Below are 23,363 nucleotides of genomic sequence, written 5' to 3'. Positions count from 1 at the left end.
TTTTTCACAATTTTTACCTTCTTTCGTAATCGTCCTGAATCCGCACAATATCATCCTCACCGAAATAAGTTCCGGTTTGTACTTCAACAAATTCCAGCAGCTCTAAGGTTCGGTTTTCAATCCGGTGTTTCGCACCAAGTGGGATGAAAATGCTTTCACCATATTTTACGGTATGTTCTACTTCATCAAGAACTACAATTGCTTCACCGGCGATTACCGTCCAGAATTCTTGGCGGTGATGATGATATTGATATGAAAGTCTTTGCCCTGGATTGACCTCGATTCTTTTTAATTTATAATGCGGCTCATCTGCCAAAACATAATATTTTCCCCAAGGTCTTTCGCCGATTTCTAACATTTTCGTTCAAATTTATTGCAAAACTAAATAAAATATGTCAAATTCTCTCAACACTCATTTTTTCCTTAAATTTGCACCCTAAATTTCGAACAATAATGAGAAAAGTAAGAGTGCGTTTTGCGCCAAGTCCAACCGGGCCTTTACATTTAGGTGGAGTGAGAACTGCGTTATATGATTATCTTTTCGCTAAAAACCAAGGCGGAGATTTCGTGTTGAGAATTGAAGATACCGATACTGCAAGATATGTGGAAGGTGCTGAAGAATACATAATGGAAGCACTGGAATGGTGCGGAATCATCCCGGATGAAAGCCCTAAACACGGCGGGAAATTTGCGCCTTACCGACAATCTGAAAGACGCGATATCTATGATAAATATTTAGCTGAAATCCTGAAAACCGATTATGCTTACCTCGCTTTCGATACGCCGGAAGAATTGGATGAAATTCGCAAAGAATTCGAACAAAATGGTGATGTCTTTGCCTATAATAATATCACAAGAAACCGTTTGAAAAACTCGCTTACCCTTTCTAAAGAGGAAGTTCAGAAGTTATTGGATCAAAAAGTACCTTATGTGGTACGTTTCAAAATGCCGGTCGATCGTGTGCTCAATTTGGAAGATATTATTCGTGGAAAGACTTCAGTAAATACAAATACTTTGGATGATAAAGTTTTGGTAAAAAACGATGGAATGCCAACTTATCATTTTGCCAATATTATTGATGATCACGAAATGGAAATCACGCACGTTATTCGTGGTGAAGAGTGGTTGCCTTCTCTCGGTTTGCACTATCTTTTGTATGAAGCAATGGGATGGGAAAGACCGGAATTCGCACATTTATCGTTGATTTTAAAGCCTGAAGGGAAAGGAAAACTCAGCAAGCGAGATGGCGATAAATTTGGTTTCCCGGTATTTCCTTTGAATTTTAAAGATCCCGAAACGGGTACTATTTCTAAAGGTTATCGTGAAGAAGGATATCTTCCGGAAGCTTTCATTAACATGGTCGCGTTGCTGGGTTGGAGCCCTGCAAATGACCGAGAAATTCTTTCTTTAGAGGAAATGACCAAAGAGTTTGATCTGCATAAAGTTCATAAAGCCGGCGCAAGATTCAACAAAGAAAAAGCAGAATGGTTCAACCACGAATATCTTAAATCAAAATCCGATGAAGAGGTTTTATCTTTATTAAAAGTAGCTGAAGGAATTAATTTGGATGGATCAAGCGATGAAAAATTATTAAAAGTTATCGCATTGATGAAAGATCGGGCAACTTTTGCTAAAGATATTTACAATGAAGGAAAATTCTTCTTTGAAGCACCAAATTCTTATGATGAAAAAGCAGTGAAAAAAGCTTGGAATGAAGAAACACCTGCGATTTTGAATGATTTTTCTAAAAAATTATTAAACCTTACAGATTTTCAAGCCGTTGCAATTAAACAATCCATCCATGATTTAGCAGAAGAAAAAGGTCTTGGTATGGGCAAAGTGATGATGCCGCTTCGTTTGAGCTTGGTAGGCGAACTGAAAGGTCCCGATGTTCCGGAAATTCTCGAAATTCTTGGAAAAGAGGAAAGCATCGAGAGAATAAAAAATGCAGCGAATAATATCGGCTAATTTTCTATAATTTTTATTAAATTTGAAAGATTAATTCTTAACTAAAGAAATGGAATACTTAAATTTTGAACTTCCCATAAAAGAGCTGATGGATCAGTATCAAACTTGTTCATTGGTAGGCGAAGAAAGCGGAGTAGATGTGAAATTGGCTTGCTCGCAAATCGAAGATAAAATTATAGAAAAGAAAAAGGAGATTTACGGAAACCTCACGCCTTGGCAAAGGGTTCAGCTTTCACGCCATCCGGATCGTCCTTATACATTAGATTTCATTAAGGGAATTACCGATAAAGATAGCTTTCTTGAACTTCACGGAGATCGTAATTTTGCTGATGATCCTGCAATGGTCGGTGGTTTGGCAACTATCGATGGACAGAGAGTAATGATTATCGGTACCCAAAAGGGGAGAACTACGAAAGAAAGACAACTCCGAAGATTTGGGATGAGTAATCCGGAAGGATATAGAAAAGCACTTCGCTTAATGAAATTGGCGGAAAAATTCAAAATTCCAGTGATTTCATTGGTTGATACTCCTGGAGCATATCCTGGTCTGGAAGCTGAAGAGCGCGGACAAGGTGAAGCAATTGCTCGAAATATTTTTGAAATGACCATGCTGAAAACTCCGATTTTTGTTTATATCATTGGCGAAGGAGCGAGTGGGGGAGCATTGGGAATCGGTGTTGGAAACAAGGTTTATATGTTGGAAAACACTTGGTACACAGTAATTGCTCCTGAAAGTTGTTCCTCAATTCTTTGGAGAAATTGGGATCATAAAGAAGACGCAGCGAATGCGTTAAAATTGACTCCGCAAGATGCTTTGAAAGAAAAATTTATCGATGGAATTGTAGAAGAACCGCTTGGTGGTGCGCATTATGATCCACAAGTTGCTTATGATCATTTAAAAGCTTCAATTTTGCAAAATATTAAAGCTTTTTCAACATTTTCAGGAAAAGAATTGGAAACTCAAAGGCAAGAAAAATTTATTGCAATGGGACAATTCAAAGGATAAAAATATTTTATAAATCAGTAAAACGGGCTTTGGTCCGTTTTTTTTATGAAATATTTTCAATGGCTTTAGCCAAAATTTAAATAAAAAAAATCCCGTAAAATAATTACAGGATTTCTATTTAAATATCAATTGAATTTTATTCGAAAAGTTCCGCAGTATTAAGCACGGTTACTCTTCCGTCTTCGCAGCGAATCGCTTCACCTGGGAAGTTTTGGATCATGTGATAATCGTGAGTTGCCATTACAACCGCTGAATTATTTTCAAAAGCAACTTGCTTCAGAAGCGTCATGATTTCGTTGGAAGTTTCAGGATCTAAGTTTCCGGTAGGCTCATCTGCAAGGATCAATTCTGGATGGTTCAGAAGCGCTCTCGCAATCGCAATACGCTGTTGTTCACCACCGGAAAGTTCGTGAGGCATTTTGTGTTTCTTCGATTTCATCCCCACGCTTCCTAACACTTCATTAATTCGGTCATCAATTTTGGTTTTGTCATTCCAGCCTGTAGCTTCTAGTACAAAACGCAGATTTTTTTCTACAGTTCTGTCCGTAAGCAATTGAAAATCTTGGAAAACGATGCCTAATTTTCGTCTTAAATTGGGCACGTCGGAAGCTCGAAGTTTTTCGAGATCGAAACCTGCTACATTACCGTGACCTGCAGAAATTGGGATGTGTCCGTAAAGGGTTTTCAGTAATGAACTTTTTCCGGAACCTGTCTTCCCAATCAGATAGCAAAATCTTCCTTGTTTGATATTAAGGTTTACATCATTAAGTACAGTGAAATTTTTCTGAGCTATTTTGGCATTTTTCAGATGGATTACATTTTGTCCTTCGTGAGATGAATGTGGCATATGGTATAAATATTAAAGATAAATTTTAATCAGATTTCGCATAGAATGCGTAAGTTGATTAGCCCTTCAAAAATAAAGAAAACTTTTTCGTTTAGCTAAATTTTGGCAAATTTTAACAACAAAAAATGCCTGAAAAAGTTATTTTCAAGCATATTTGTATATGATGATTTTCTGAGATTATCTCTTAGCGCGCGCAGCACTTACAGTTAAGCTCTTTCTACCTTTTGCTCTTCTAGCCGCCAAAACTCTTCTACCGTTTGGGGTTGACATTCTTTCTCTGAAACCGTGTTTGTTTCTTTTCTTTCTTTCTGATGGTTGGAATGTTCTCTTGCTCATTGCTTATATTTTTTAGTAAAAACTATCTCTTATTTTTCAGATTGCAAAGATAGGAAAGTTTTTATTTTCTGCAAATATATTTTAGATATTTTATAAAATAATAGCTTTCGGTAAAATTTTCATTTCGGTGAGCGGTATCACGCCGAGTTTTGGGTGCTTTGAAAAATTATTTTTTTCTTGTCGAAAATAGTTTTTGTGGGTTTCTGTAGATTTGTTAAATGCCTTTTAATACTATTTTCGTTGTAATCTCTCAGAACAAAAAACATATCTTTGTCGTTCAAAATTATAGAGAAATATGTTTACTGCTTCGGAAATTTCAGAAATTCAAAAATTACTTATACCAGAGAATAAAATTGTTATCATAACTCATTACAATCCAGATGGAGACGCCATCGGGTCGAGTTTGGGGCTGAAGCATTTTCTGAAGCAAAAAGGTCTGGACGCAGAGGTAATCGTTCCTAACGATTTTCCGAAATTTTTGAAATGGATGCCCGAATCCAAAAGAATCATCATTGCGGATTACAAAAGAAAACAGGCTGGAGAAGCGATTTATCATGCGGATGTAATTTTTATTCTAGATTTTAATGCTTCACACAGAAGTGGAAATCTCGTAGGTCCATGGATTGAAAAGGCTAAGGCGAAGAAAATTCTGATCGATCATCATCAACAACCCGATCAATTCGATTTTGTGTACTCGGATGTTACAATTCCAGCAACTTCGCAGATGGTGTACCATTTTATCCAGCAATTAAATGAAGAAGAAAAAGTAAACAAAGATATTGCGGAATGTTTGTATACCGGGATTATGACGGATACAGGAGGTTTTCGTTTTCGTTCCACGAGCGCAACTACCCATCGTATTGTAGCAGATTTAATTGAAAAAGGAGCAGAACCTTCGATGATTACATCTAATACTTTAGATACCAACACAGTTTCTCGACTTCACTTGCTTTCTTTAATTTTAGGGAGAATAGAATTGGTAAAAGATGGTAAAGTGGCAATTCTTTGGCTGAAAAGAGATGAATTGAAAGAATTCGGTTTCCAAAAAGGTGATACCGAAGGTTTCGTAAATTACGGTTTAAGTATTATGGGAACCCAAGTTTCAGCTTTTTTCATGGAAGATTTGTACGAAGATTTTATTAAAATTTCGTTCCGCTCCAAAGATCAAGTAGATGTAAATCAATTTTCAAGAAAATACTTTAATGGCGGCGGTCATATCAACGCAGCGGGCGGGAAATACATGAAATCAATTGAAGAAACTATCGAAGATTTTAAAGAAAAAATTGAAGCGGAGGAGTTTTAATTTATGGATATATAGTTTACTTCAACAATAACACCGCCAATGCAATAATCGCCGGTAATGCCTGAACGAAAAATATCTTTTTCGAAGCTGTCAAAGCTCCATAAACTCCCGCTACAATTACACATCCCAAGAAAAATACTGCTACATTTTGCGACCATGTTTCGTTTTCGATGAAGAATGACCAAATTAATCCCGCAGAAAGAAATCCATTATACAAACCTTGGTTTGCCGCCAAACCTTTTGTTGGTTTGAAAAGTTCATCTTTTAAGGAGCCTTTAAAAGTTTTTTTGCCCAAAGTTTCCCATGTAAACATTTCCATATATAAAATGTAAAGATGCTCGCTCGCGACTAATCCGATTAATATTTTTGATAAGATTTCCATGTTTTAATGTTCTTATTTAGAAAATGAGGTTTTTCGGGAGATTATGAAGGAGTTCGGTATTGATGATTGCTGCGCAGATTTCCGGTTTTTCCCAATGTCCGTTGTGGCCACAATCCAATAGATAGGATTTGATATTGGTTCTGTCCGGAAGATTTTTCAATAAAACGTCGGTTTTTACAGCGTTATCGTGTTTTCCTGCGATGACCAAAATTTTTCCTAAGAAATTTTGCATTACCGATGTTTTATCGGTTCGTTCGATCATGCCTTTTACAGCGGCGAGGGCGCCTTCATTTTTAGTGGAAAGTGCGATTTCTTTGGCAAGTTCTATTTTTCCTTCCAAAATATCTTTTTCATTTTCATTAAATAAATTGGGAATTCCCGCTCGAACATAATTGGGAAATGCTTCCTGAATAATCCTCAAACTTTTCCTGCGCTGTTCTTTTTTCTCTTCATCGTCCGGAAAATAACTAGAGAAAAACAATGTGAAACTTTTCAAAAATTCCGGAAATTTCTCTGCAAAAGCCAGCGATGTGTAACCGCCCATCGAATGTCCAAGAAGGTGAAATTCTTTCAAACCGAGCTTGTCGGTGACTTTTTTCACTTCTTCTGCCATCAGTTCCATGGTGTGGATTTCACTGTAAATTTTAGATAAACCATGTCCCGGCAAATCAATTTTTATTAAAGTAAAATCTTTGGAAAGGTATTTTTCTAGGTCTTCCCAAATCATCAAATTTTCCATAAAACCGTGGAGTAGAACCAAATTTTCCTTTCCTTTTCCGGATATTTCGTAATGCAGCATGGTCTTAATTTAAATTGGTTTAAAAATAAATGTCAATATAATCCACAAATCCGGAGCTGTTCACTTTATCTTGCAAACGCCAGAATTTTCCTTTCCCTTCGTCGAAAAATGTTGTTTTTTTGGTTCGCGTATATTTTTCTCCCTGAATATTTTGGTTGATTTTTCCTTCAAAATTCAGGTGTTTATCGGATACCCGAGAGATTTTTCCTTCGATTGTTAAAGTGTTTTTCCCTGAAGCTGCTTTTCCCGAAACGGAATATTCGTCTCTTCCGATTTTTTCGAATTTTGCACTTCCAGTGAACGACGAAATTGCATCTGAACTGAACTTTAACTGATGATTTCCACTTAGGTCTGCAAAACGATTTTGTTCGTTTTTTAGTTTGATGCTGTCGTTGATTTGGCTTCTGACAGCGTTGAGAGAATCAATGATTTTACTACTGTCGGATTTGGTATTGGTGAATTCGCCTTCTTTTTTGGAGCAGGAGAGTAATAAAATACTGCAGAGGATAAGGATGTTTTTTTTCATAATCATTCATAATCGAATGATTCAAATTTAGGTAAAAATCTAAACATTCCATGTTTTTTTGCGAAAATGGAAATTCAAGGATGAAATTGATTGTTTTGATTGAGATTACGATTTGGTTTTGGAATCCATCACAATCGTTACCGGACCGTCATTGAGTAAAGAAACTTTCATATCGGCTCCGAAAATTCCGCTTTCGGTTTTCAATCCGGATTTTGCGATTTCAGCTTTAAAATATTCAAAAAGAGGAATAGCTTTGTCGGGTTTTGCGGCTTTGATGAAAGATGGGCGGTTTCCTTTTTTGTAATCGGCGATTAAGGTAAATTGGCTGATGCAGAGGATTTCTCCGGAAATATCGGTTACGGAAAGGTTCAGTTTTCCTTCCTCATCACCGAAAACTCTTAGGTTTAAGATTTTTTGAACCAGCCAATCGGCGTCGGTTTTTTCATCTTCTTCATCAATTCCGATCAATAAAAGTAAACCTTTAGTTATTTCACCAACAATTTTTCCTTCAACTTTTACATTAGCTTCCGTAACTCTTTGAATAACGATCTTCATGGAAATTAAATAGCTTAAAAAATTAATCAAAAATAGAAAGTGTTCCTGTGGCTGAATCGAAATTGTATCGATAGGTTTTGGGAGCAATTTGCGCAACTTTGGTAGGTTGGCCTGTAATCAAAATCCATTCTGCACCATCTTTCGGGCAAATTATTTTGATGTTGTTTTGAACTTCCAGGGTTGTCGAATTGTCGGGACAAAGATGAGGTGCATTTCGGTCGTAAATTTTAAAACCGGTAGTGGTTCTTACCACGATTAATCCGCGGGTTCCGGATTCTTGTTCATTCACATAAATCCATCCGTTTACATTCTGAAGATTATAATAAGCAGGCAAATTGAGGTTAAGAACAACGTTAATAGGTACATTCGGAAAGCAACTCACGGTTTCCTCGCGAGTTGAACATGAAGTTGTATTTAAAGCGCTGAAAATGAGTACTATTGATAAAATTAGAACCGAAATGTTTCTTTTCATTTAAAATAAATTTATATATTTGTAAAACGAATATAAACAGAAATCATTGTCCGGCAAATGTCGGATTATTTTTTTATACTAACGCAAATTAAAGAAAATTATGGCAAGTTATGTTACCAAAGATGGTTTGGATAAAATGAAAGTTGAGCTGGAACAACTGGAAACCATCGAAAGACCAAAAATCACCCAGCAAATTGCTGAAGCAAGAGATAAAGGCGATCTTTCTGAAAACGCAGAATACGACGCTGCCAAAGAAGCCCAAGGAATGTTGGAAATGAAAATTTCAAAGTTAAAAGACTTGATTATCAACTCGAAAGTAATTGATGAAACCCAGCTTGATACTTCGAAAGTTTCTATCTTGACAACAGTTCGATTGAGAAATAATACGACCAAAGCTGAGCAGAAATTCACTTTGGTACCTGATAACGAAAGCGATCTGAAAGCTGGGAAAATTTCGGTTAATACACCGATTGCTAAAGGACTTTTAGGAAAAGTTGTAGGCGAAACTGCTGATATCGTTTTGCCAAACGGGAACAAACTTTCTTTCGAAGTTTTGGAAATTACTTTGTAAAAAAGTGATTTTCAGATGGAAAAATTTCACAAAACTTCCACCTCAATTTTTATTTAAACCTTAAATTTGTAGCATCAAAAAAAATAAAAATTAAAATCTAAAAGTAATGAGTTCTATTTTCACGAAAATTATTGCGGGTGAAATTCCATCCTACAAAATTGCTGAAGACGAGCAGCATTTGGCTTTTTTAGATGCAATGCCTTTGGTAAAAGGACATACTTTGGTGATTCCCAAAAAGGAAACCGATTTTATTTTCGATCTGGAAAATGAGGATTTTAAAAACTTATGGAGTTTTGCACGAACCGTTGCCAAAAAACTCGAAAAAGCCTATCCATATCAACGAATAGCAGTTGCAGTGGTAGGTTTGGAGGTTCCTCATGCACATATTCATTTGATTCCGATCGATAAAATGGATGATATGAACTTCAAAAACGAAAGACTGAAACTTTCGGGTGATGAATACAAGGAAATACAAAATACAATCATCAATTTATAAAATATTATTTTGTCAAGGTCGAAAAACTTTGACAAAATTTTTTTAAAAACAAACATTCTTACACTTATTATTAAAGATATATGAATTCAAACCAATGCTCTTTCTGCGGAAGAAAACGCAAAGAGGTAGAAATATTGATTTCTGGAAACGAAGGTTTTATCTGCGAAAACTGTATCGAGCAAGCACACGCTATTGTGGTTGAAAATGCCCAAAAACAAGGCTTTTCACCAGCTGATAGTATGGAAGATTTAAAAAAACCAAAAGAAATAAAAGAACATCTTGATCAATTTGTAATTGGTCAAGATCAGGCGAAAAAACAGCTTTCGATCGCGGTTTATAACCATTATAAAAGGCTTCTTCATGCCAAAACCGAAAACCGAGAAGTAGAGATTGAAAAATCGAATATCATCATGATCGGTGAAACAGGAACCGGAAAAACGCTTTTAGCAAAAACGATTGCTAAGGAACTGAATGTTCCGTTTTGTATCGTAGACGCAACTATTTTAACTGAAGCGGGTTACGTTGGGGAAGATGTGGAAAGTATTCTTTCTAGATTACTGATGGTCGCTGATTATGATGTGGAAAAAGCAGAAAAAGGAATCGTTTTTATTGATGAAATCGACAAAATTGCAAGAAAATCCGATAATCCGAGTCTTACGCGTGATGTGTCCGGTGAAGGTGTACAGCAAGGATTGCTGAAATTGTTGGAAGGAAGCATTGTAAATGTACCGCCACAAGGCGGCAGAAAGCATCCCGATCAGAAATATATTCAGGTAAATACCCAAAATATATTGTTTATTGCTGGTGGAGCTTTTGATGGAATTAAAGAAATCATTGAAAGACGTCTCAATAAGCAAGCCATTGGTTTCAGTGCTGAAAAAATGGCCAAAACGGAAGATGATGAGTATATTTTGAGCCAACTGAATGCAATCGATTTGAGAAAATTCGGCTTGATTCCGGAATTATTAGGGAGATTTCCAATTGTGACTTATCTCGACAAGCTCACGAAAGAAACAATGATTCGCATAATGAAAGAGCCGAAAAATTCGATCATCAATCAGTTTGTGGAGCTTTTCAAAATGGATGGTGTTACATTGAAATTCACCGACGAAGCGATAGAAAAAATTGTGGAAGAAACCATGGAAAAAGGCCTTGGTGCAAGAGGTTTGCGCGGCACTACGGAGAAGGTTCTGGAAGATTATATGTTCGATATTGAAGCAAGCAATGAAATTGTGCTGACCCGCGATAATATTAAGTTTTAAGATTTTTGGCTATTTATTTTATATTAAAAAATTAATTAATATCTTTGTTTTTGAATAATTACTTATTTGATAAAACACAAACACACATAAAATGAAAAAAAATCTACTAACTGTGGCGCTCTTGGCGTTAAGTTTACACAGTACAGCCCAGGTCATGGTCCATGTGGACAATTCGGGTGTATTTTATGTCGGTGAAAGCGCGCTTGTTTATAATGGGGGCGGTTTACAGACTAAAGGAAACGGTATTTTAGATGTTAGGGGAAATGTCATGATTGAAGGCGCTTCCACTGATGTTTTAAAAACATTGGATAATGCGGGAACAGGTAATAAAACCGACGGAGGTAACATTATTCTGAGACTTAATAATCCTGCCGGATATGCTGCATCTACGTATGGTCAGCTTTACATTAACGGTATTTCGCAGGGCAACATTTCCGCAATAGTTGATAAAGAATACAGAGCAGGTAAACACGGTACTTACCAGCAGATTGCACTGCCATTTTACAATAAAGCAATATCAACACTTTCGGGGACTGGTATTGGTACATTGGGAAAAACATTCTCTAATGTCAGATATTCAAAAAATGAGGTACTTACTTGGAATAATCTAACTGCTGTATCAGATAATCTTAGTGTTTCATCTTTAACTCCTAAAAGTACCACGTATTACATGCTTGGTTCCAATGGGTTTGATTCAGCAAATCCACCTGCATCAATGCCTGCCAATGCACCAGCACCTGCAGGTAGTGTATATACCTTAAAGGGAATTCCTTTTACAAACGGTGTAACCGAGAAATTAATTAATGCCGCAAATGGTGTTAATTTTGGCGCAACCGGGAATGCATTAAACTCCTATAACGAACGTTATAATTCTTATCTTCAGGATGACTGGGATTATCCGGTAGCTCCTGCAAATCCTTGGGCAGTATCTACTTTCGGCCGAAATATATATCAGTTTGGTAATCCTTACCTGACCAATCTGGATTTAGGATTCATCGGAATCACTGAATCTGGCGCGGTTACAGATAACAATGCAATACCATCTGTTCAAGGGATCCGCTATGATCCTGGTACGGTAGTTACACTTTCAAGCGGTACATTTTCATCAGGGGCTAAATATATAAATTTTACCTCTGGTAACCCAGTTCCCGTTGGTGACGTAGGTCTTGTAATCAAACCGATGCAGACTTTCGTCGTTAAACTTAGAAATAATGATGCTGAATCAGGTACTAATAAAACTTTAAACTTCGATAATTTAAGGAGGTTTAAATCAACTCCCAGAGTCGGCGGAACTCCTTATTCTGTAAATGCTGGTAGAGGGACGGATGCTAGTGGTACAGTGAAACAGCTTGGTGTAATTGCTTTAGATGCTGATGGTAATGAACTTGCTAGGACATATTATGCAGTTTATCCTTCTGCAGTTACAGGTCATACTTCCTATCCTACAACGCAGTCAATTTTAGGAGGACAGAATATCATTGGTACATTTGAGGAAGACGCAGTAAATGGTGGTTACGATATGAATTATGTCAACGCTTACTGGCTGTATATTAATGAAGCCAATGAAAATGATTTTTCAGGAAAAGCGATTCCTTTAGCGCTATATAATAGCGGTATCAAATCACTGAAATTCGAAATTAGAGAGAATACTGAACTGATTGAGAATGGAGTACATCAAATATCTACTGGTACAGGCTTCTATTATAAAGCATCGAATGGTGAAACGATGGAGATTGTACAGAATCAGGTGGTTCCTGTAATTTCTGATCGATACAGCTTATTCTACGGAAAACCCAAAGGTATTTTGGGTACAGATGGATCTGCTAAACCATCGCGTACTAAAGTAGTTTATCATCAGTTAATTGATAATTTTGTGGTCCGTTTTGACCCTAACTGGAAGACAGCCGATATTCAGGTGTATGACATGAGTGGTAAGTTAATACTTGCCGAGAAAAAAGTGTTAGCAGACAAAGATTATGTCTTGAATCTTGCAAAACACAACAATGCTTATATTGTAACAGCTGTATCAGACAAGGGTGAAAAAATTAGTTCCAAAATTGTAAGATAACATAAAACACAAACTATGAAACTATTTAGTAAAATTCTATTCTTCCTGTTCGTAGCGATTGGAACATTATATAGGGCTCAGCCTACTAACCCGCCGTCCCCACCAGGAGGGGGTGGAGGTGTAGGTCCCGGAGCTCCTGCTTCACCAATTGATATGTATGTATATATTTTGGCAGTTGCAGCTATATTATTTATGTACTATTATTATTACAAAACGAGAAAAAAAATTGTATAAGCAATTTATAACCCTACAACCCCATCGAATTCCGGTGAGTTTTTTTATATTTACATTATGAAAAAAATTTTAGGAATTATGAGTTTGCTTGCGCTGAATTCATTATCTGCGCAATTTAAAATAGATATTGAAGCTCCGGCAGCATTTACCCCAAAGGAAGTATATCTTTATACCTTAAATGGCTCTAAAGATGTTTTAAATACCAAAGAAATCAGAAAAGGGAATACTTGGCAATTTAAAGTGGAAAAACCTTATACAGGAATGCTGAAACTGTATTTTCCGGAAGGGAATATCTCACTGAATTTCATCGCCGAAAACAAAGATGTAAAACTAAAATTCGATTCTGATAAAGGCAAAATCACCAATGTGCAATATTTGGATGAAAGTAATTTTGTAATGAATAATTTGCAAGATGTTCAACAGAAAAAAGAGTATATTTTGCCTGCTTTGGTTCAAATAAAAGATTATTACGATAGCTCTACAAGCTTTAGAAAAGCCCTAAATGATGAGATTGCGAGACTTTCTTTAAGCGTTGCGGATCTCAGTAAATACCCATTCGTACAGTACTATAATTCCAATTACTCCAAGTTTTTAGATAAAACTACTGCTAAAAAGGACATTACTCATGATGAAATCATTCATTATCTAAGCAATTCCAATGATATGCTTGAAACTTCTTCACTATTGAGGCCTGTTTTGATGGCGTATTTGAATGTTGGACCAAGTACAAATGTTGCAAACGATGTCGATAAATTATTAAAAGCAGTAAATTTGGAAACTCCTCGCGGACAAACCATTTTGTCGGAATTGATCGAGATTTTTGATACTTATGGTATGGCAGATTTGAAGGAGAAATATCTTACCGAAGCTAAAAATCTAAAATGTACCATCAATGATCGGTTGAGTAACACCATTGCAACCAATAAAAACACCGAACTAGGGGCAACTTTTCCTAATTATGTTTTTCAAAACCCGACCAATACCACTGCGAAATCGATTGCGGATGTGAAGGCAAGTAAGAAGATTATAGTTTTCTGGTCGTCAACTTGCTCCCACTGCGAAGCAGAACTTCCGAAGCTTATCGAAAAATATAATGCGATAAAATCCCAAAATGCCGAAGTTATTGCGTTTTCTCTGGATTCTGAAAAAGCAAATTACGATGCTAAAGTGAAAAGTCTTCCTTGGATTAATGATACCGAGCTTAAAGGTTGGTATAGCTCATTTGCAGAGACTTACAATGTGAGAGCAACGCCTACTTACTTTGTTTTGGATTCTAATAATAAGATTATTGCAAAACCGGATCATGCAGCAGATGTAATTTCCTATTTAAAATTGAATTAAATTTTTGCTACATTCCAAAATATTTTTATCTTTGCACCACTCTAATGGCGAGGTAGCTCAGTTGGTTAGAGCGCAGGATTCATAACCCTGAGGTCACGGGTTCAATTCCCGTCTTCGCTACAAAAAAAGCTCAGCATTTGCTGGGCTTTTTTAGTTTACAGAAACCATGTTTTGGTTCCAAAAATAGCCGTGAAAATTATTCGGGAATTCAAATGATTTTCTTTTCGAATTTGGTTGTTGAATCTTTATTTTAAGATTAATTTTCTTGATATTATTTGGTTTTGCTTAAAATTTTTAGGAGGAAAATTTATTTTAACACAGTTTGTGATAGTTTTTGCGCCAATAATTTTGTCAGTTTATAGATTAGTATTACTTTTACGCCGTCTTAAAGATGATGTCAATTATCAAAAAGACAATAAATTTTTTTTCATCATTTGTGTTTTTAGAATCGTGTCGCAAGATGCGATTCTTTTTTGTTTTTATGACTTGTTCAGTCTCTCGTAACGCACCATCAAATCTACAAAATAGGAGTAGGTGATGCTACCTTGTTGTTGGTTGCTTTTCAGGAATAGATCATTGCTGAGGTCGAAGAAAATTGAAAGAATTCCATCGTGTTTTTGGGCAAACATTTTTTCATGAATTCGATCTCTTTTCATCGCAGGTGAGTAATCTTCAAGTACTTTCTTCACAAATTGAGGATTTTTTTCTACTAATGAGTTCAATAAAGACCTCAAAACAAAATACTCAACACTGTATTTCAATTCCGAATTTTTGGAATTTTTGCCTAAAAGATAACCGATAAAATTGGCTTCTTGCTCTCTGGCAAAACCCAATTGATGCGCACTTTCGTGAGCCAAAGTAAAAGGAATATGAGTGGAGGGCAATTCTGCATTGTACTGCGCTTCTGCGGTAAATGGATTATAGTAACCCAAAATCCCGCTATAACTCATAATTATGCGAAATAAACTGGGTTTGAAATTATTGATTGTTGTGCTTTTCTTCCCGTTGAGAAACTTGGGAAACTGTTTTTGTTGAGACAGAATTTCGGATTCTATCGTTGATAAATCCTGTATTTTGAAAACCCCGTTTTCGTCTTCTTTTACCAATTCACGGGTCTGTTTACAAAGATTAAGGTATTTTAAGGTTAAAGATTTTGTTTCTTCCAAAGAGATTTCTTCTGGTGGTAATTTTTCGATTAGGGGTTTCTGAAAGTAGAGCTGTCCCCAGAAAATTTGGTAGCTGAAATAAACCAAATTTAAAATGACTAAAAGCTTTACTAAATAAGTGTTTCGGGTTTTCTTCTTTAAAATTTTAAATAGAAATATAAGAATCGTTGCTGCTAAAATAACATAGAAAATATCACCTACAGAAAATGGTATTGGCGCAAATAGTTTTTGATGAGTTGTCTTTTGCCATTCAAAAAAACTCGAGAACACGTTGATGAAAAAAGGTATTTTCGAGAATAAGTAGAACAAAAGAAATTGGGCAAGTAGAATACCCGCCCAAAACCTTTTTTTCTTACTATAATTCTGTTTAGTGGCCACTTTCGCTTTTCACATGATCAAGTTCGATTCCCTGCGCTTTCAGAATTTTGGTTACACGAATTGCATAAAACGCCAGATAAGCAAAGCACAAAATTCCTACGATATAACTGAAGTGAATATTCGTCATATCCGCAAGCATTCCTTGAATCCAGGAGATAATTCCACCTCCCATAATCATCATGATAAGATAACCCGAACCTTGGTTGGTGTGTTTTCCTAAACCGTTGATCGCTAATGCGAAAATACATGGCCAAAGCGTAGAGCAGAAAAGTCCCACACTGGTAAAGGCATAAACAGAAGTCATCCCTGAAGTCATCATCCCGATAGCCAGGGAAAGGATTCCCATTGAGGAGAAAATCAGAAGCATTCTTGCTGGATTTCCTTTACTTAATATGTCCGCAATGATCATTACTAAAATGATTACACCATAAATATAGAAATGAGACAAATCGTGTTTTGCGATGGCATTCACAAGAAGGAATACGCCAAATGCTAGATAAGGTGCCAGGAATCTTAAAATTTTCTTGAAACCTGCGGTGATATCAAAGGCGTCAACCGCACCCGTCCAACGGCCTATCATAAGTGATGCCCAGTACAAAGAAACGTAGGGTGCGATATCTTTGGTGGAAAATCCGAGTGACTTTTCCATATAGGCCGGTAAATTACTTGCGGTCGAAACTTCGACGCCCACATAAACGAAAATCGCAATCATTCCTAAAACCAGTTGTGGATATTTCAGTGCAGAATCTCGGTGTTCGCCAGGTACAGCATCGTCTGTATCTTCTGTTATGGTTGGAGTGACTTTTGGTAGTGAAGAAAATTTTAAAAGGATAGCAACCAAAACAAATGCTGCACCTAAAATCAGATAAGGTACTTTCACCGATTCAATACTCGCTTCAGTATTTGCCGCTGATGCGGAGCCGAAAATCGCAAACGAAACGATCAGTGGTCCTATCGTGGTTCCGAAATTATTAATTCCTCCTGCCATCGTTAAACGCTGAGAACCGGTTTCGGTGGGACCTACTTCAATAGCGAGCGGATTCGCAACAATCTGCTGTAGTGAAAAGCCAAGTCCAACAATAAACAATCCTGAAATCATCAGCGGAAAAGAGCCCATATTTGCGGCGGGATAAAATAAGAGTGTTCCTGCGGCAGAAATCAAAAGTCCTACAATTAAACCATTCTTGTAACCAATTTTGTTTACCACATCCTGTTTTATGGCTTTCGATATAAACATGTAAATCAAAGAACCAACGGTGTAGGCAACATAAAATGCAACGGACACCAACTGGCTTTGGGATTGTGAGAGGTTAAAGGCTTTTTTGAATACCGGGATCAAAATATCGTTGCTCGCAGCAACAAATCCCCAGAAGAAAAACACGGTTACCAACGGCACGAACTGTCCCCAATTGGTTTTTTTAGAATAGTTTGTTGACATTTATTATAATTTCTTAAAAACAAATATAACCAATTATTTCTCAGTTTGAGTTTTCCAAAGTCTTTTTTATTGCGCTATAAGCCAGCGCTTTTAGGTCACTGCTCGATTTGTCTGGAGGCAAAATATCATTAAAATAGACCTTCACCTTACCCGGAAAACCTTTCGAATAATCAAACGGAAACATTTCCTTTAACCCAACAAACGTAAAAACTGCCAACGGAGATTGATGTTTTGAAGCCAAAATAAAAGCACCATCTTTAAAATGATCCAAAACCACTGAAGTATCATCCGGAACGCCACCTTCAGGAAAAATAACGATGCTTTGGCCTTCTTCCATACGTTCCGCGCATCTTCGGTATACATCGGCGCGACTTTTGGCAGAGCTGCGATCCACCATCACGCAAATCCTTTTGTAAATGGTTCCAAAAATCGGGATTTTCACCAATTCCTTTTTTCCAACATAGCAAAGCGGATGGTTCGGCATTAAAATACAGGGAAGCATCACATCCATAATCGAGGTGTGGTTTGATATGAAAACGTATTGCGTGTTTTTATCAATTTTTTTATCGGTCAGTTTTTTCAGTTCGTAGCGAAATCCCATTCCGTAAAACATTCCAAAACACCAAAGTCGGATAAATTGGTAAGCATATTTGTAATCTTTTTTCCTTATTGATAGCAACAAAACCGGAATTCCTAGGACGATGGTAAGCACAGTTCCCAAGATAATCATCCAGCCACGCCATATATAATTCAAGATTTTTTTCATTTAATTTTTTCTTTTTCTGAGGAAATTATCCGTTAAAAATCATCTTCTTTTTTACGGTGTAATTCAACATTGAAACCAATAATATTGCCGCAATTTTACTAATCATTTCCTGGCTAAATACAAAAAAGCCTAAATTGATAACATCCGTAAATACAAAACGGAAAAACATTTGAAAAACAATTAAACTCAAAATGGTTGATAAAAAAGAAACCGACATGAAATAAGCAAATTCTTTTCTTTTGGAATGTTTTCCCCGTTCGAAAACAAACCAAATACTAAGAAAATAATTGGTAATAATTCCGCAACATGTCGAAAAGATATTGCTTAAAGGATAGTGAATTCCATGAAAATTATTCTCATCAATAAATATTTTAGGCAAATATAAACTCAGTATTTTGAACGAACCGATTTCTACAACAGCACTCAGTGCACCAGCAATAATGAAAAACAAAACCTGTTTCTGTTTCAGTAAAAGTTCTTTCATAAAAAAGAATATGTGCAAATTTATAACTATATGTTAAACAATAAGAAAACTTGTTAAAATATTTTTTTATTTCGAAAATATGTATAACTTTATTTTTCCAAATAAGAAATATTATCTGATAAAATTTTCATTTTCAATCGTTTGTGAGAATGGTTTTTATCTTAGAACACCAAATTGAACAATTTTTTTTCGATAAAAACTAAACGCAAAACTCATGAACACTCCTAGAAAGTACCGAAAATTTACTCCGCACAAGCAAAAAATTGAAGCTTTGGAAAAGGAAAGTCCGAGATTCAAAAGAATTTATTCCGAGTACGAATTGATGTCCGATGAATTATGGAATCTGGAGAATACGGACATTTCAAATATTCCTGATGATTTCCTAAACGCTGTGAAACTTCAAACCGAATATTTGGAAGATGAGATCGGAGATTGGCTGATCCAAATGGATAAACCGATTCAATAGAATCGAGTTTAAAATTAGAAGAAGGCAAAACAAAGACACTTTTTCTATTTTAATTATCTTTGCAGAAATTTCCGGAATTCGGATTTCCAAGGTATGCTGATCAATTTTACTCAAAATAGAAATTTCAAATTATTCAAAACCCTATCAGAAGTTGCAGAAAACAACAATCAAAGCATCTACATTGTAGGTGGATATGTTCGTGATTTGCTCATGAAAAGAAAAGCTCCTACAGATATCGATTTTGTTACCGAAGGAAATGGGATGGATCTCGCCAAAGCGGTTGCCAAAGAAATCAATCCAAAATTAAAGGTTTCCGTTTTCAAAAATTACGGGACCGCAATGTTCAAACACGAAGGTTTAGATTTGGAATTCGTAGGTGCCCGAAAAGAAAGTTATGCCGAAAATTCCCGAAAGCCATCGGTAGAAATAGGAACTTTGGAAGATGACCAAAAACGCAGAGATTTCACCATTAATGCATTAGCGATTTCCCTAAACAAGGATAGTTTCGGTGAACTGATCGATCCGTTCAACGGAATTTCAGATATCCAAAATAAAATTATTCGAACTCCATTGGAGCCAAGCCAGACCTATTCCGATGATCCTTTGAGGATGATGAGGGCGATTCGCTTTGCTTCCACTTTAAATTTTAAAATCGAAGAACATTCACTTCGGGCAATCCAGAAGGAAGCGGAAAGAATTAAAATTGTTTCCATGGAAAGAATCATGGTGGAATTCAACAAAATCATGCTTTCAGAAAAACCGTCAACTGGCTTGAAATTGCTCGAAGAAACAGGACTTTTACCGCTCATTATTCCTGAATTAACAGCATTGCGCGGAATCGAAGAAGTAGAAGGTCAAACACATAAAGATAATTTCTGGCATACGCTGGAAGTGGTTGATAATATTTCGGAAAATACTGAAAATCTTTGGCTTCGTTGGGCGGCTTTGCTTCACGATATCGGAAAAGCACCCACCAAAAAGTTCGTAGAAGGAACAGGCTGGACTTTTCATGGACACGAATTTTTGGGATCAAAAATGGTGAAAAGTCTTTTCTACCGACTGAAATTACCGATGGGGAGCGATATGAAGTATGTGCAAAAAATGGTAAAGCTATCGTCACGACCGATTGCATTAATTGATGATGGAACTTCGGATTCGGCGCTTCGACGGTTGCTTTTTGATTCCGGTGATGATTTGGAGGATCTTTTCACGCTTTGCAAAGCAGATATTACGACCAAAAATACATCGAAACAGCAAAAATTCAAGAAAAACTTTGAATATGTTGCTCAGAAAATAAAGGAAGTAGAGGAAAAAGATCAGGTTCGGAATTTCCAACCGCCGATTTCGGGTGAAGAAATTATGACGCTTTTCAACTTAAAACCCGGAAGAGAAATCGGGATTTTAAAGGAAAAGGTGAAAGAAGCCATCTTGGAAGGAGAAATTGAAAATGATAAAGACCAAGCCCGAAATTTCGTTATCAAAGAAGCGGAAATCTTGGGATTAACTCCAGGCTAAAAGTTTAGAAAATAATAAGCAGATAAAAAAATGGCGTTCCGGAGGAACGCCATTTTTTTTAAAAGATATTATAACGATTAGTTTTTATAAAAGCCGTTGGTTCCAACACCAGTTGTTAACGTTTTTAAAAGCGTGCCGGTGGAGTTATAAATTCTTGTCGTACTTTCTTTTGAAAAGTAAGGATCAGAGACGTAGGTGTTGCCGTCAATGACATCAAAACCATAAATATAGTTGGTAGTTACATCAAACAAAGGCGTTGCTGTGTTGCCACTGAAACTGTACACTTTTTTCGCAGCACTTATGAAATAAAGTTTATTGTTATCCATTGAAAGTTTAGCTGCTTTAATGCCAGACAATTCTACCTTTTCGAAGGTGCCGGTTTTCGCGGTAATTTTGTAAAGATAGCTATTAGTGTTGTCGCCACTTAAAACATATACCATATTCTTGTCTGCAACCATGTCTTTAATCATCCCATTATCCGTTAAAGTAATTGCTGGGTCCACATTGTTGGTCGCTGCATTTACTCTCGTAATAGTATGTCCTGTAGGCAATGCATTATAGTTGGCATCATAAGTTACCCCATCAGTCTGCACATAAACGAAACCATCAGCTGCAACCACTTTTTCTGCATATCTGTCGAAATCAATGCTTTTTACAAAGGCATTGGAAGCATCATAGATATTTAATTTGCGAACATCGCTAAAGTTATTATTCGTCACATAAGTAAAGTTTCCGCTAAAAGCGATATATCGCGGTTGCTCCAAATTTGCAGAGATGGTCTGCACTTTTTTGAAGGTATATCGGTTAACGATTTCAATTTTGTTTGGTACATTCAGCACAAGATAAGCTAAATCTCCTTTAAACCCTATTGATTGAAAAACGTTTCCTAATGTTGCATTCGCATTCTGTGTAGAAAAGATATTATTTTCTTGTTTCGACAAATCTGCAGACAAGAAATCTACGGATGAGGTCGGTGTCGAGAATCCGCCTTCATTGGCAACAAGAATTCCATTTTGGTACGCACCTTTGGGCTCTTCAATAACAGGATCGTCGTTACGACATGAAATCGTAAACGTTAGCATTAACGCAATAGCTGCGGAAAAAAGTCTGGTCATTTTCATTGATATTATTTTAAAAGTTAATTAAAAGGTTGGCGCTGTAATTTCTTTTTGGCAGCGGAAAATAGGCGGTAGTTTCATAAATTTCATCGAAGATGTTGTTTACTTTGAAACCCAATTGATAATGCTTGAACAGGCGAAGATTAAAACCGGCATTCATCACGAAATAGGAAGGAATTGAATAATCTTTCTTTTCATCATCGCTGGTGTAGGTAAGACCGTTTAACATTCCCTGAGCAAAAAACTCAAGAAAATCATAGCGATAGTTGGCATTTGCGAAAATTTTATGTTGCGGAACGTAGGCTAAAAACTTATCAGTTTCCAGGTTTTTCGAATGGGTGAAAATATAACCTAAAGAAAATTTGGCATCTTGCTTCTCGAAGTTTTTCTTGAAATTCAATTGAGATTCCAGGCCGTATGATTCTACATTATTCGTATTAATTGGCGACCAGACTCCGGAAGCATTGGGCAACCACCGAATCATATCTTTAATACGGATGTAATACGGCGTAATGTTTAAGCTGAAATTATTGTGCCTGAAATTATTAGCGAGTTCAGCCTGATGCGAAATTTCGGATTTTAGATTTAAATTTCCGCCGGGTTTCCAGTACAAATCGTTGAATGATGGATACCTAAAGTTCTTTGAAGCATTTAAAACGACAGAATACCAGTTTGTTACAAAAGTTTTCCCAGAAAACGAATAAAGGAATGGAGTCTGGATATTTTCAACAAAATCTTTTTTAGTACCCGCTTCGAATTGCATTTTGGTATTGGGATTCCATCGAAAAAGTAACGCAGCGGAACCCAAATTTCTTTCCACTTTGTTAATACCCGACTGAAAGCCTTCCGCCTGATTATTTTGATATTCTACAATAGTATTGATGGCGAGCTTATCATTAAAAATATAATTAAAGTCATTCTTTGCCAAATAAATTTTCGCCATTCCACCGCTTGTTTTTGGCTGAGTGATATTTCCGAAATACTGAAATTCATCTTCCAGATAAGCAATTTTAAAGCTGTTTTTAATATTTGCTAAATTCAGATCCCAGTGCACTAAGCTTCTGAAAGTATTTGTTTTATATTTGGTTCTGGTGTCGTATTCGGAGAAAACGGGGTAATGCTGCCAGCCATCAAAAATTTGGGTTTGCCAAAAGATCTTGTTTTCTGAATTAATCTTGTAAGCGGCACCTAAATTGAACGTGCGGTTGTCATATCCGCCATTTAAATTCGTGTAATTACGCTTTTCGGGAACATGATAATCGTTATCACTTTTTACAAAATTCCCAGAAACTTTGATGCTGAATTTTTCATCACTGAAAGCGCTTTTGAGAAATGTATTAATGGTATTGAACGAGCCATATTCAAAAAATAAATTATTGCTTAAGCCTCTATTAAATTGCAGTTCATTGTTCATGTGAATGGTTCCACCGATCGCACCGCTTCCGTAAATTACACTTCCGCCGCCGGATTTCACTTCCAGATTATCGTAACCCAATAGATTCAGATTATTGATATCACCTTGCCCGAGAAGAATAGAGTTGACATTAATACCGTTCCAGATGAAAGCTGTTTGCTGCGCAGTGGTACCGCGAAAAGACGGAGAAGAAACCATACCACGCCCATTTTCTTTAATGTAAACCGGAGACTGAAAGCGCAGAACCTCGGAAAGGTTGGTCGAGTTTTTAAGGATATCTTCTTCCTTTAAGGTAGAACTTAGCTGAAACTTCGTAGAATTTTTTAACTGATTATCAAAGACAAAAACCGTGTCGATAGTTTTTTCCTGAGCAGATCCCAGCAAAAAACAAAAAGTGAACAGCACCGAAAAAAAGGAATGTTTCGTCATATTTTGTAGCCTTTCCACCGAAA

At 36.4% G+C, this 23,363-nt stretch carries 24 protein-coding genes and 1 tRNA gene; 11 read left to right on the top strand and 14 right to left on the bottom strand.

The genetic code is table 11. The annotated features are described in order from the left end of the window. Window positions 1-13: 13 nt before the first annotated feature. Entirely contained in the window at window positions 14-358 is a 345-nt protein-coding gene (locus H0S70_RS08215; protein ID WP_188320466.1) for a phosphomannose isomerase type II C-terminal cupin domain, read from the bottom strand. 95 nt (window positions 359-453) lie between these two features. Between H0S70_RS08215 and gltX the strand changes: the two genes are divergently transcribed. After that, the gene (gene gltX, locus H0S70_RS08210; protein WP_188320465.1) at window positions 454-1,968 is read left to right on the top strand and encodes a glutamate--tRNA ligase; all 1,515 of its coding nucleotides are present in this window, start codon (window positions 454-456) and stop codon (window positions 1,966-1,968) included. 49 nt (window positions 1,969-2,017) lie between these two features. Then, window positions 2,018-2,974: an acetyl-CoA carboxylase carboxyltransferase subunit alpha gene (locus H0S70_RS08205; RefSeq protein WP_188320464.1), complete on the top strand. Its 957-nt coding sequence runs from the start codon at window positions 2,018-2,020 to the stop codon at window positions 2,972-2,974. A gap of 136 nt (window positions 2,975-3,110) precedes the next feature. On the opposite strand, the gene H0S70_RS08200 is transcribed toward H0S70_RS08205, so the two are convergent. Further along, entirely contained in the window at window positions 3,111-3,821 is a 711-nt protein-coding gene (locus H0S70_RS08200) for a cell division ATP-binding protein FtsE (protein ID WP_055041602.1), read from the bottom strand. 177 nt (window positions 3,822-3,998) lie between these two features. Next, a complete protein-coding gene (gene rpmH, locus H0S70_RS08195) occupies window positions 3,999-4,157 on the bottom strand; it encodes a 50S ribosomal protein L34 (protein ID WP_034701860.1) in 159 nt (52 codons plus the stop codon). A gap of 295 nt (window positions 4,158-4,452) precedes the next feature. Between rpmH and H0S70_RS08190 the strand changes: the two genes are divergently transcribed. Next, window positions 4,453-5,460: a DHH family phosphoesterase gene (locus tag H0S70_RS08190; protein WP_188320463.1), complete on the top strand. Its 1,008-nt coding sequence runs from the start codon at window positions 4,453-4,455 to the stop codon at window positions 5,458-5,460. Window positions 5,461-5,476: 16 nt separating this feature from the next. Here the strand turns inward: H0S70_RS08190 and H0S70_RS08185 are convergent, their stop codons facing one another. From H0S70_RS08185 to H0S70_RS08165, 5 genes are all read right to left on the bottom strand, one after another. Next, entirely contained in the window at window positions 5,477-5,842 is a 366-nt protein-coding gene (locus H0S70_RS08185) for a DUF1304 domain-containing protein (RefSeq protein ID WP_188320462.1), read from the bottom strand. 16 nt (window positions 5,843-5,858) lie between these two features. Then, complete coding sequence (locus tag H0S70_RS08180) at window positions 5,859-6,641, bottom strand: alpha/beta fold hydrolase (protein ID WP_188320461.1); 783 nt, start codon at window positions 6,639-6,641, stop codon at window positions 5,859-5,861. Window positions 6,642-6,660: 19 nt separating this feature from the next. Continuing rightward, window positions 6,661-7,167, bottom strand: a complete 507-nt coding sequence (locus H0S70_RS08175) for a hypothetical protein (protein ID WP_148041163.1) — start codon at window positions 7,165-7,167, stop codon at window positions 6,661-6,663. A 105-nt stretch (window positions 7,168-7,272) separates the two neighbouring features. Beyond that, window positions 7,273-7,722: a D-aminoacyl-tRNA deacylase gene (gene dtd, locus H0S70_RS08170; protein ID WP_123248389.1), complete on the bottom strand. Its 450-nt coding sequence runs from the start codon at window positions 7,720-7,722 to the stop codon at window positions 7,273-7,275. A gap of 22 nt (window positions 7,723-7,744) precedes the next feature. Beyond that, window positions 7,745-8,194 (bottom strand): hypothetical protein, encoded by a 450-nt coding sequence (locus H0S70_RS08165; RefSeq protein WP_188320460.1) that lies wholly within the window; start codon window positions 8,192-8,194, stop codon window positions 7,745-7,747. A 100-nt stretch (window positions 8,195-8,294) separates the two neighbouring features. Between H0S70_RS08165 and greA the strand changes: the two genes are divergently transcribed. From greA to H0S70_RS08135, 6 genes are all read left to right on the top strand, one after another. Beyond that, a complete protein-coding gene (gene greA / locus H0S70_RS08160; RefSeq protein ID WP_188320459.1) occupies window positions 8,295-8,765 on the top strand; it encodes a transcription elongation factor GreA in 471 nt (156 codons plus the stop codon). A gap of 106 nt (window positions 8,766-8,871) precedes the next feature. Next, entirely contained in the window at window positions 8,872-9,261 is a 390-nt protein-coding gene (locus H0S70_RS08155) for an HIT family protein (protein ID WP_123248392.1), read from the top strand. Between the two features lie 80 nt (window positions 9,262-9,341). Further along, window positions 9,342-10,523 carry an ATP-dependent Clp protease ATP-binding subunit ClpX gene (gene clpX, locus H0S70_RS08150; protein ID WP_188320458.1) on the top strand — a complete coding sequence of 394 codons (1,182 nt, stop codon included), beginning with the start codon at window positions 9,342-9,344 and terminating at the stop codon, window positions 10,521-10,523. 91 nt (window positions 10,524-10,614) lie between these two features. Next, on the top strand, window positions 10,615-12,591 hold the full coding sequence (locus H0S70_RS08145) for a T9SS type A sorting domain-containing protein (protein WP_188320457.1): 1,977 nt from the start codon (window positions 10,615-10,617) through the stop codon (window positions 12,589-12,591). A 291-nt stretch (window positions 12,592-12,882) separates the two neighbouring features. Further along, complete coding sequence (locus H0S70_RS08140; RefSeq protein WP_188320456.1) at window positions 12,883-14,166, top strand: TlpA disulfide reductase family protein; 1,284 nt, start codon at window positions 12,883-12,885, stop codon at window positions 14,164-14,166. Between the two features lie 46 nt (window positions 14,167-14,212). Further along, a tRNA-Met gene (locus H0S70_RS08135) sits at window positions 14,213-14,286 on the top strand. Window positions 14,287-14,645: 359 nt separating this feature from the next. Here the strand turns inward: H0S70_RS08135 and H0S70_RS08130 are convergent. From H0S70_RS08130 to H0S70_RS08115, 4 genes are read right to left on the bottom strand one after another with little or no spacing between them, the layout of a single operon-like run. Then, on the bottom strand, window positions 14,646-15,710 hold the full coding sequence (locus H0S70_RS08130) for a DUF3810 domain-containing protein (protein WP_188320455.1): 1,065 nt from the start codon (window positions 15,708-15,710) through the stop codon (window positions 14,646-14,648). Further along, complete coding sequence (locus H0S70_RS08125) at window positions 15,700-17,148, bottom strand: MFS transporter (protein WP_123903493.1); 1,449 nt, start codon at window positions 17,146-17,148, stop codon at window positions 15,700-15,702. Before H0S70_RS08125 ends, H0S70_RS08130 begins: the two co-directional genes overlap by 11 nt. A 40-nt stretch (window positions 17,149-17,188) precedes the next feature. Beyond that, a complete protein-coding gene (locus tag H0S70_RS08120; RefSeq protein ID WP_188320454.1) occupies window positions 17,189-17,914 on the bottom strand; it encodes a lysophospholipid acyltransferase family protein in 726 nt (241 codons plus the stop codon). Window positions 17,915-17,939: 25 nt separating this feature from the next. Beyond that, window positions 17,940-18,398, bottom strand: coding sequence for a GtrA family protein (locus H0S70_RS08115; protein WP_188320453.1), 459 nt, complete (start codon window positions 18,396-18,398; stop codon window positions 17,940-17,942). A 214-nt stretch (window positions 18,399-18,612) separates the two neighbouring features. Between H0S70_RS08115 and H0S70_RS08110 the strand changes: the two genes are divergently transcribed. Continuing rightward, a complete protein-coding gene (locus H0S70_RS08110; RefSeq protein ID WP_188320452.1) occupies window positions 18,613-18,864 on the top strand; it encodes a hypothetical protein in 252 nt (83 codons plus the stop codon). Between the two features lie 93 nt (window positions 18,865-18,957). Then, window positions 18,958-20,379, top strand: a complete 1,422-nt coding sequence (locus H0S70_RS08105; RefSeq protein ID WP_188320451.1) for a CCA tRNA nucleotidyltransferase — start codon at window positions 18,958-18,960, stop codon at window positions 20,377-20,379. Window positions 20,380-20,456: 77 nt separating this feature from the next. Here the strand turns inward: H0S70_RS08105 and H0S70_RS08100 are convergent, their stop codons facing one another. Both H0S70_RS08100 and H0S70_RS08095 read right to left on the bottom strand, forming a co-directional pair. Beyond that, the gene (locus H0S70_RS08100) at window positions 20,457-21,494 is read right to left on the bottom strand and encodes an NHL repeat-containing protein (protein WP_188320450.1); all 1,038 of its coding nucleotides are present in this window, start codon (window positions 21,492-21,494) and stop codon (window positions 20,457-20,459) included. Window positions 21,495-21,510: 16 nt separating this feature from the next. Then, window positions 21,511-23,340: a TonB-dependent receptor plug domain-containing protein gene (locus H0S70_RS08095; protein WP_188320449.1), complete on the bottom strand. Its 1,830-nt coding sequence runs from the start codon at window positions 23,338-23,340 to the stop codon at window positions 21,511-21,513. Window positions 23,341-23,363: the final 23 nt, after the last annotated feature.

It is taken from the genome of Chryseobacterium manosquense (assembly GCF_014623485.1).
Lineage (GTDB): Bacteria > Bacteroidota > Bacteroidia > Flavobacteriales > Weeksellaceae > Kaistella > Kaistella haifensis.
The sequence above is the reverse complement of the archived record's forward strand: the minus strand, read 5'-3'. Positions and strand labels throughout refer to the sequence as shown.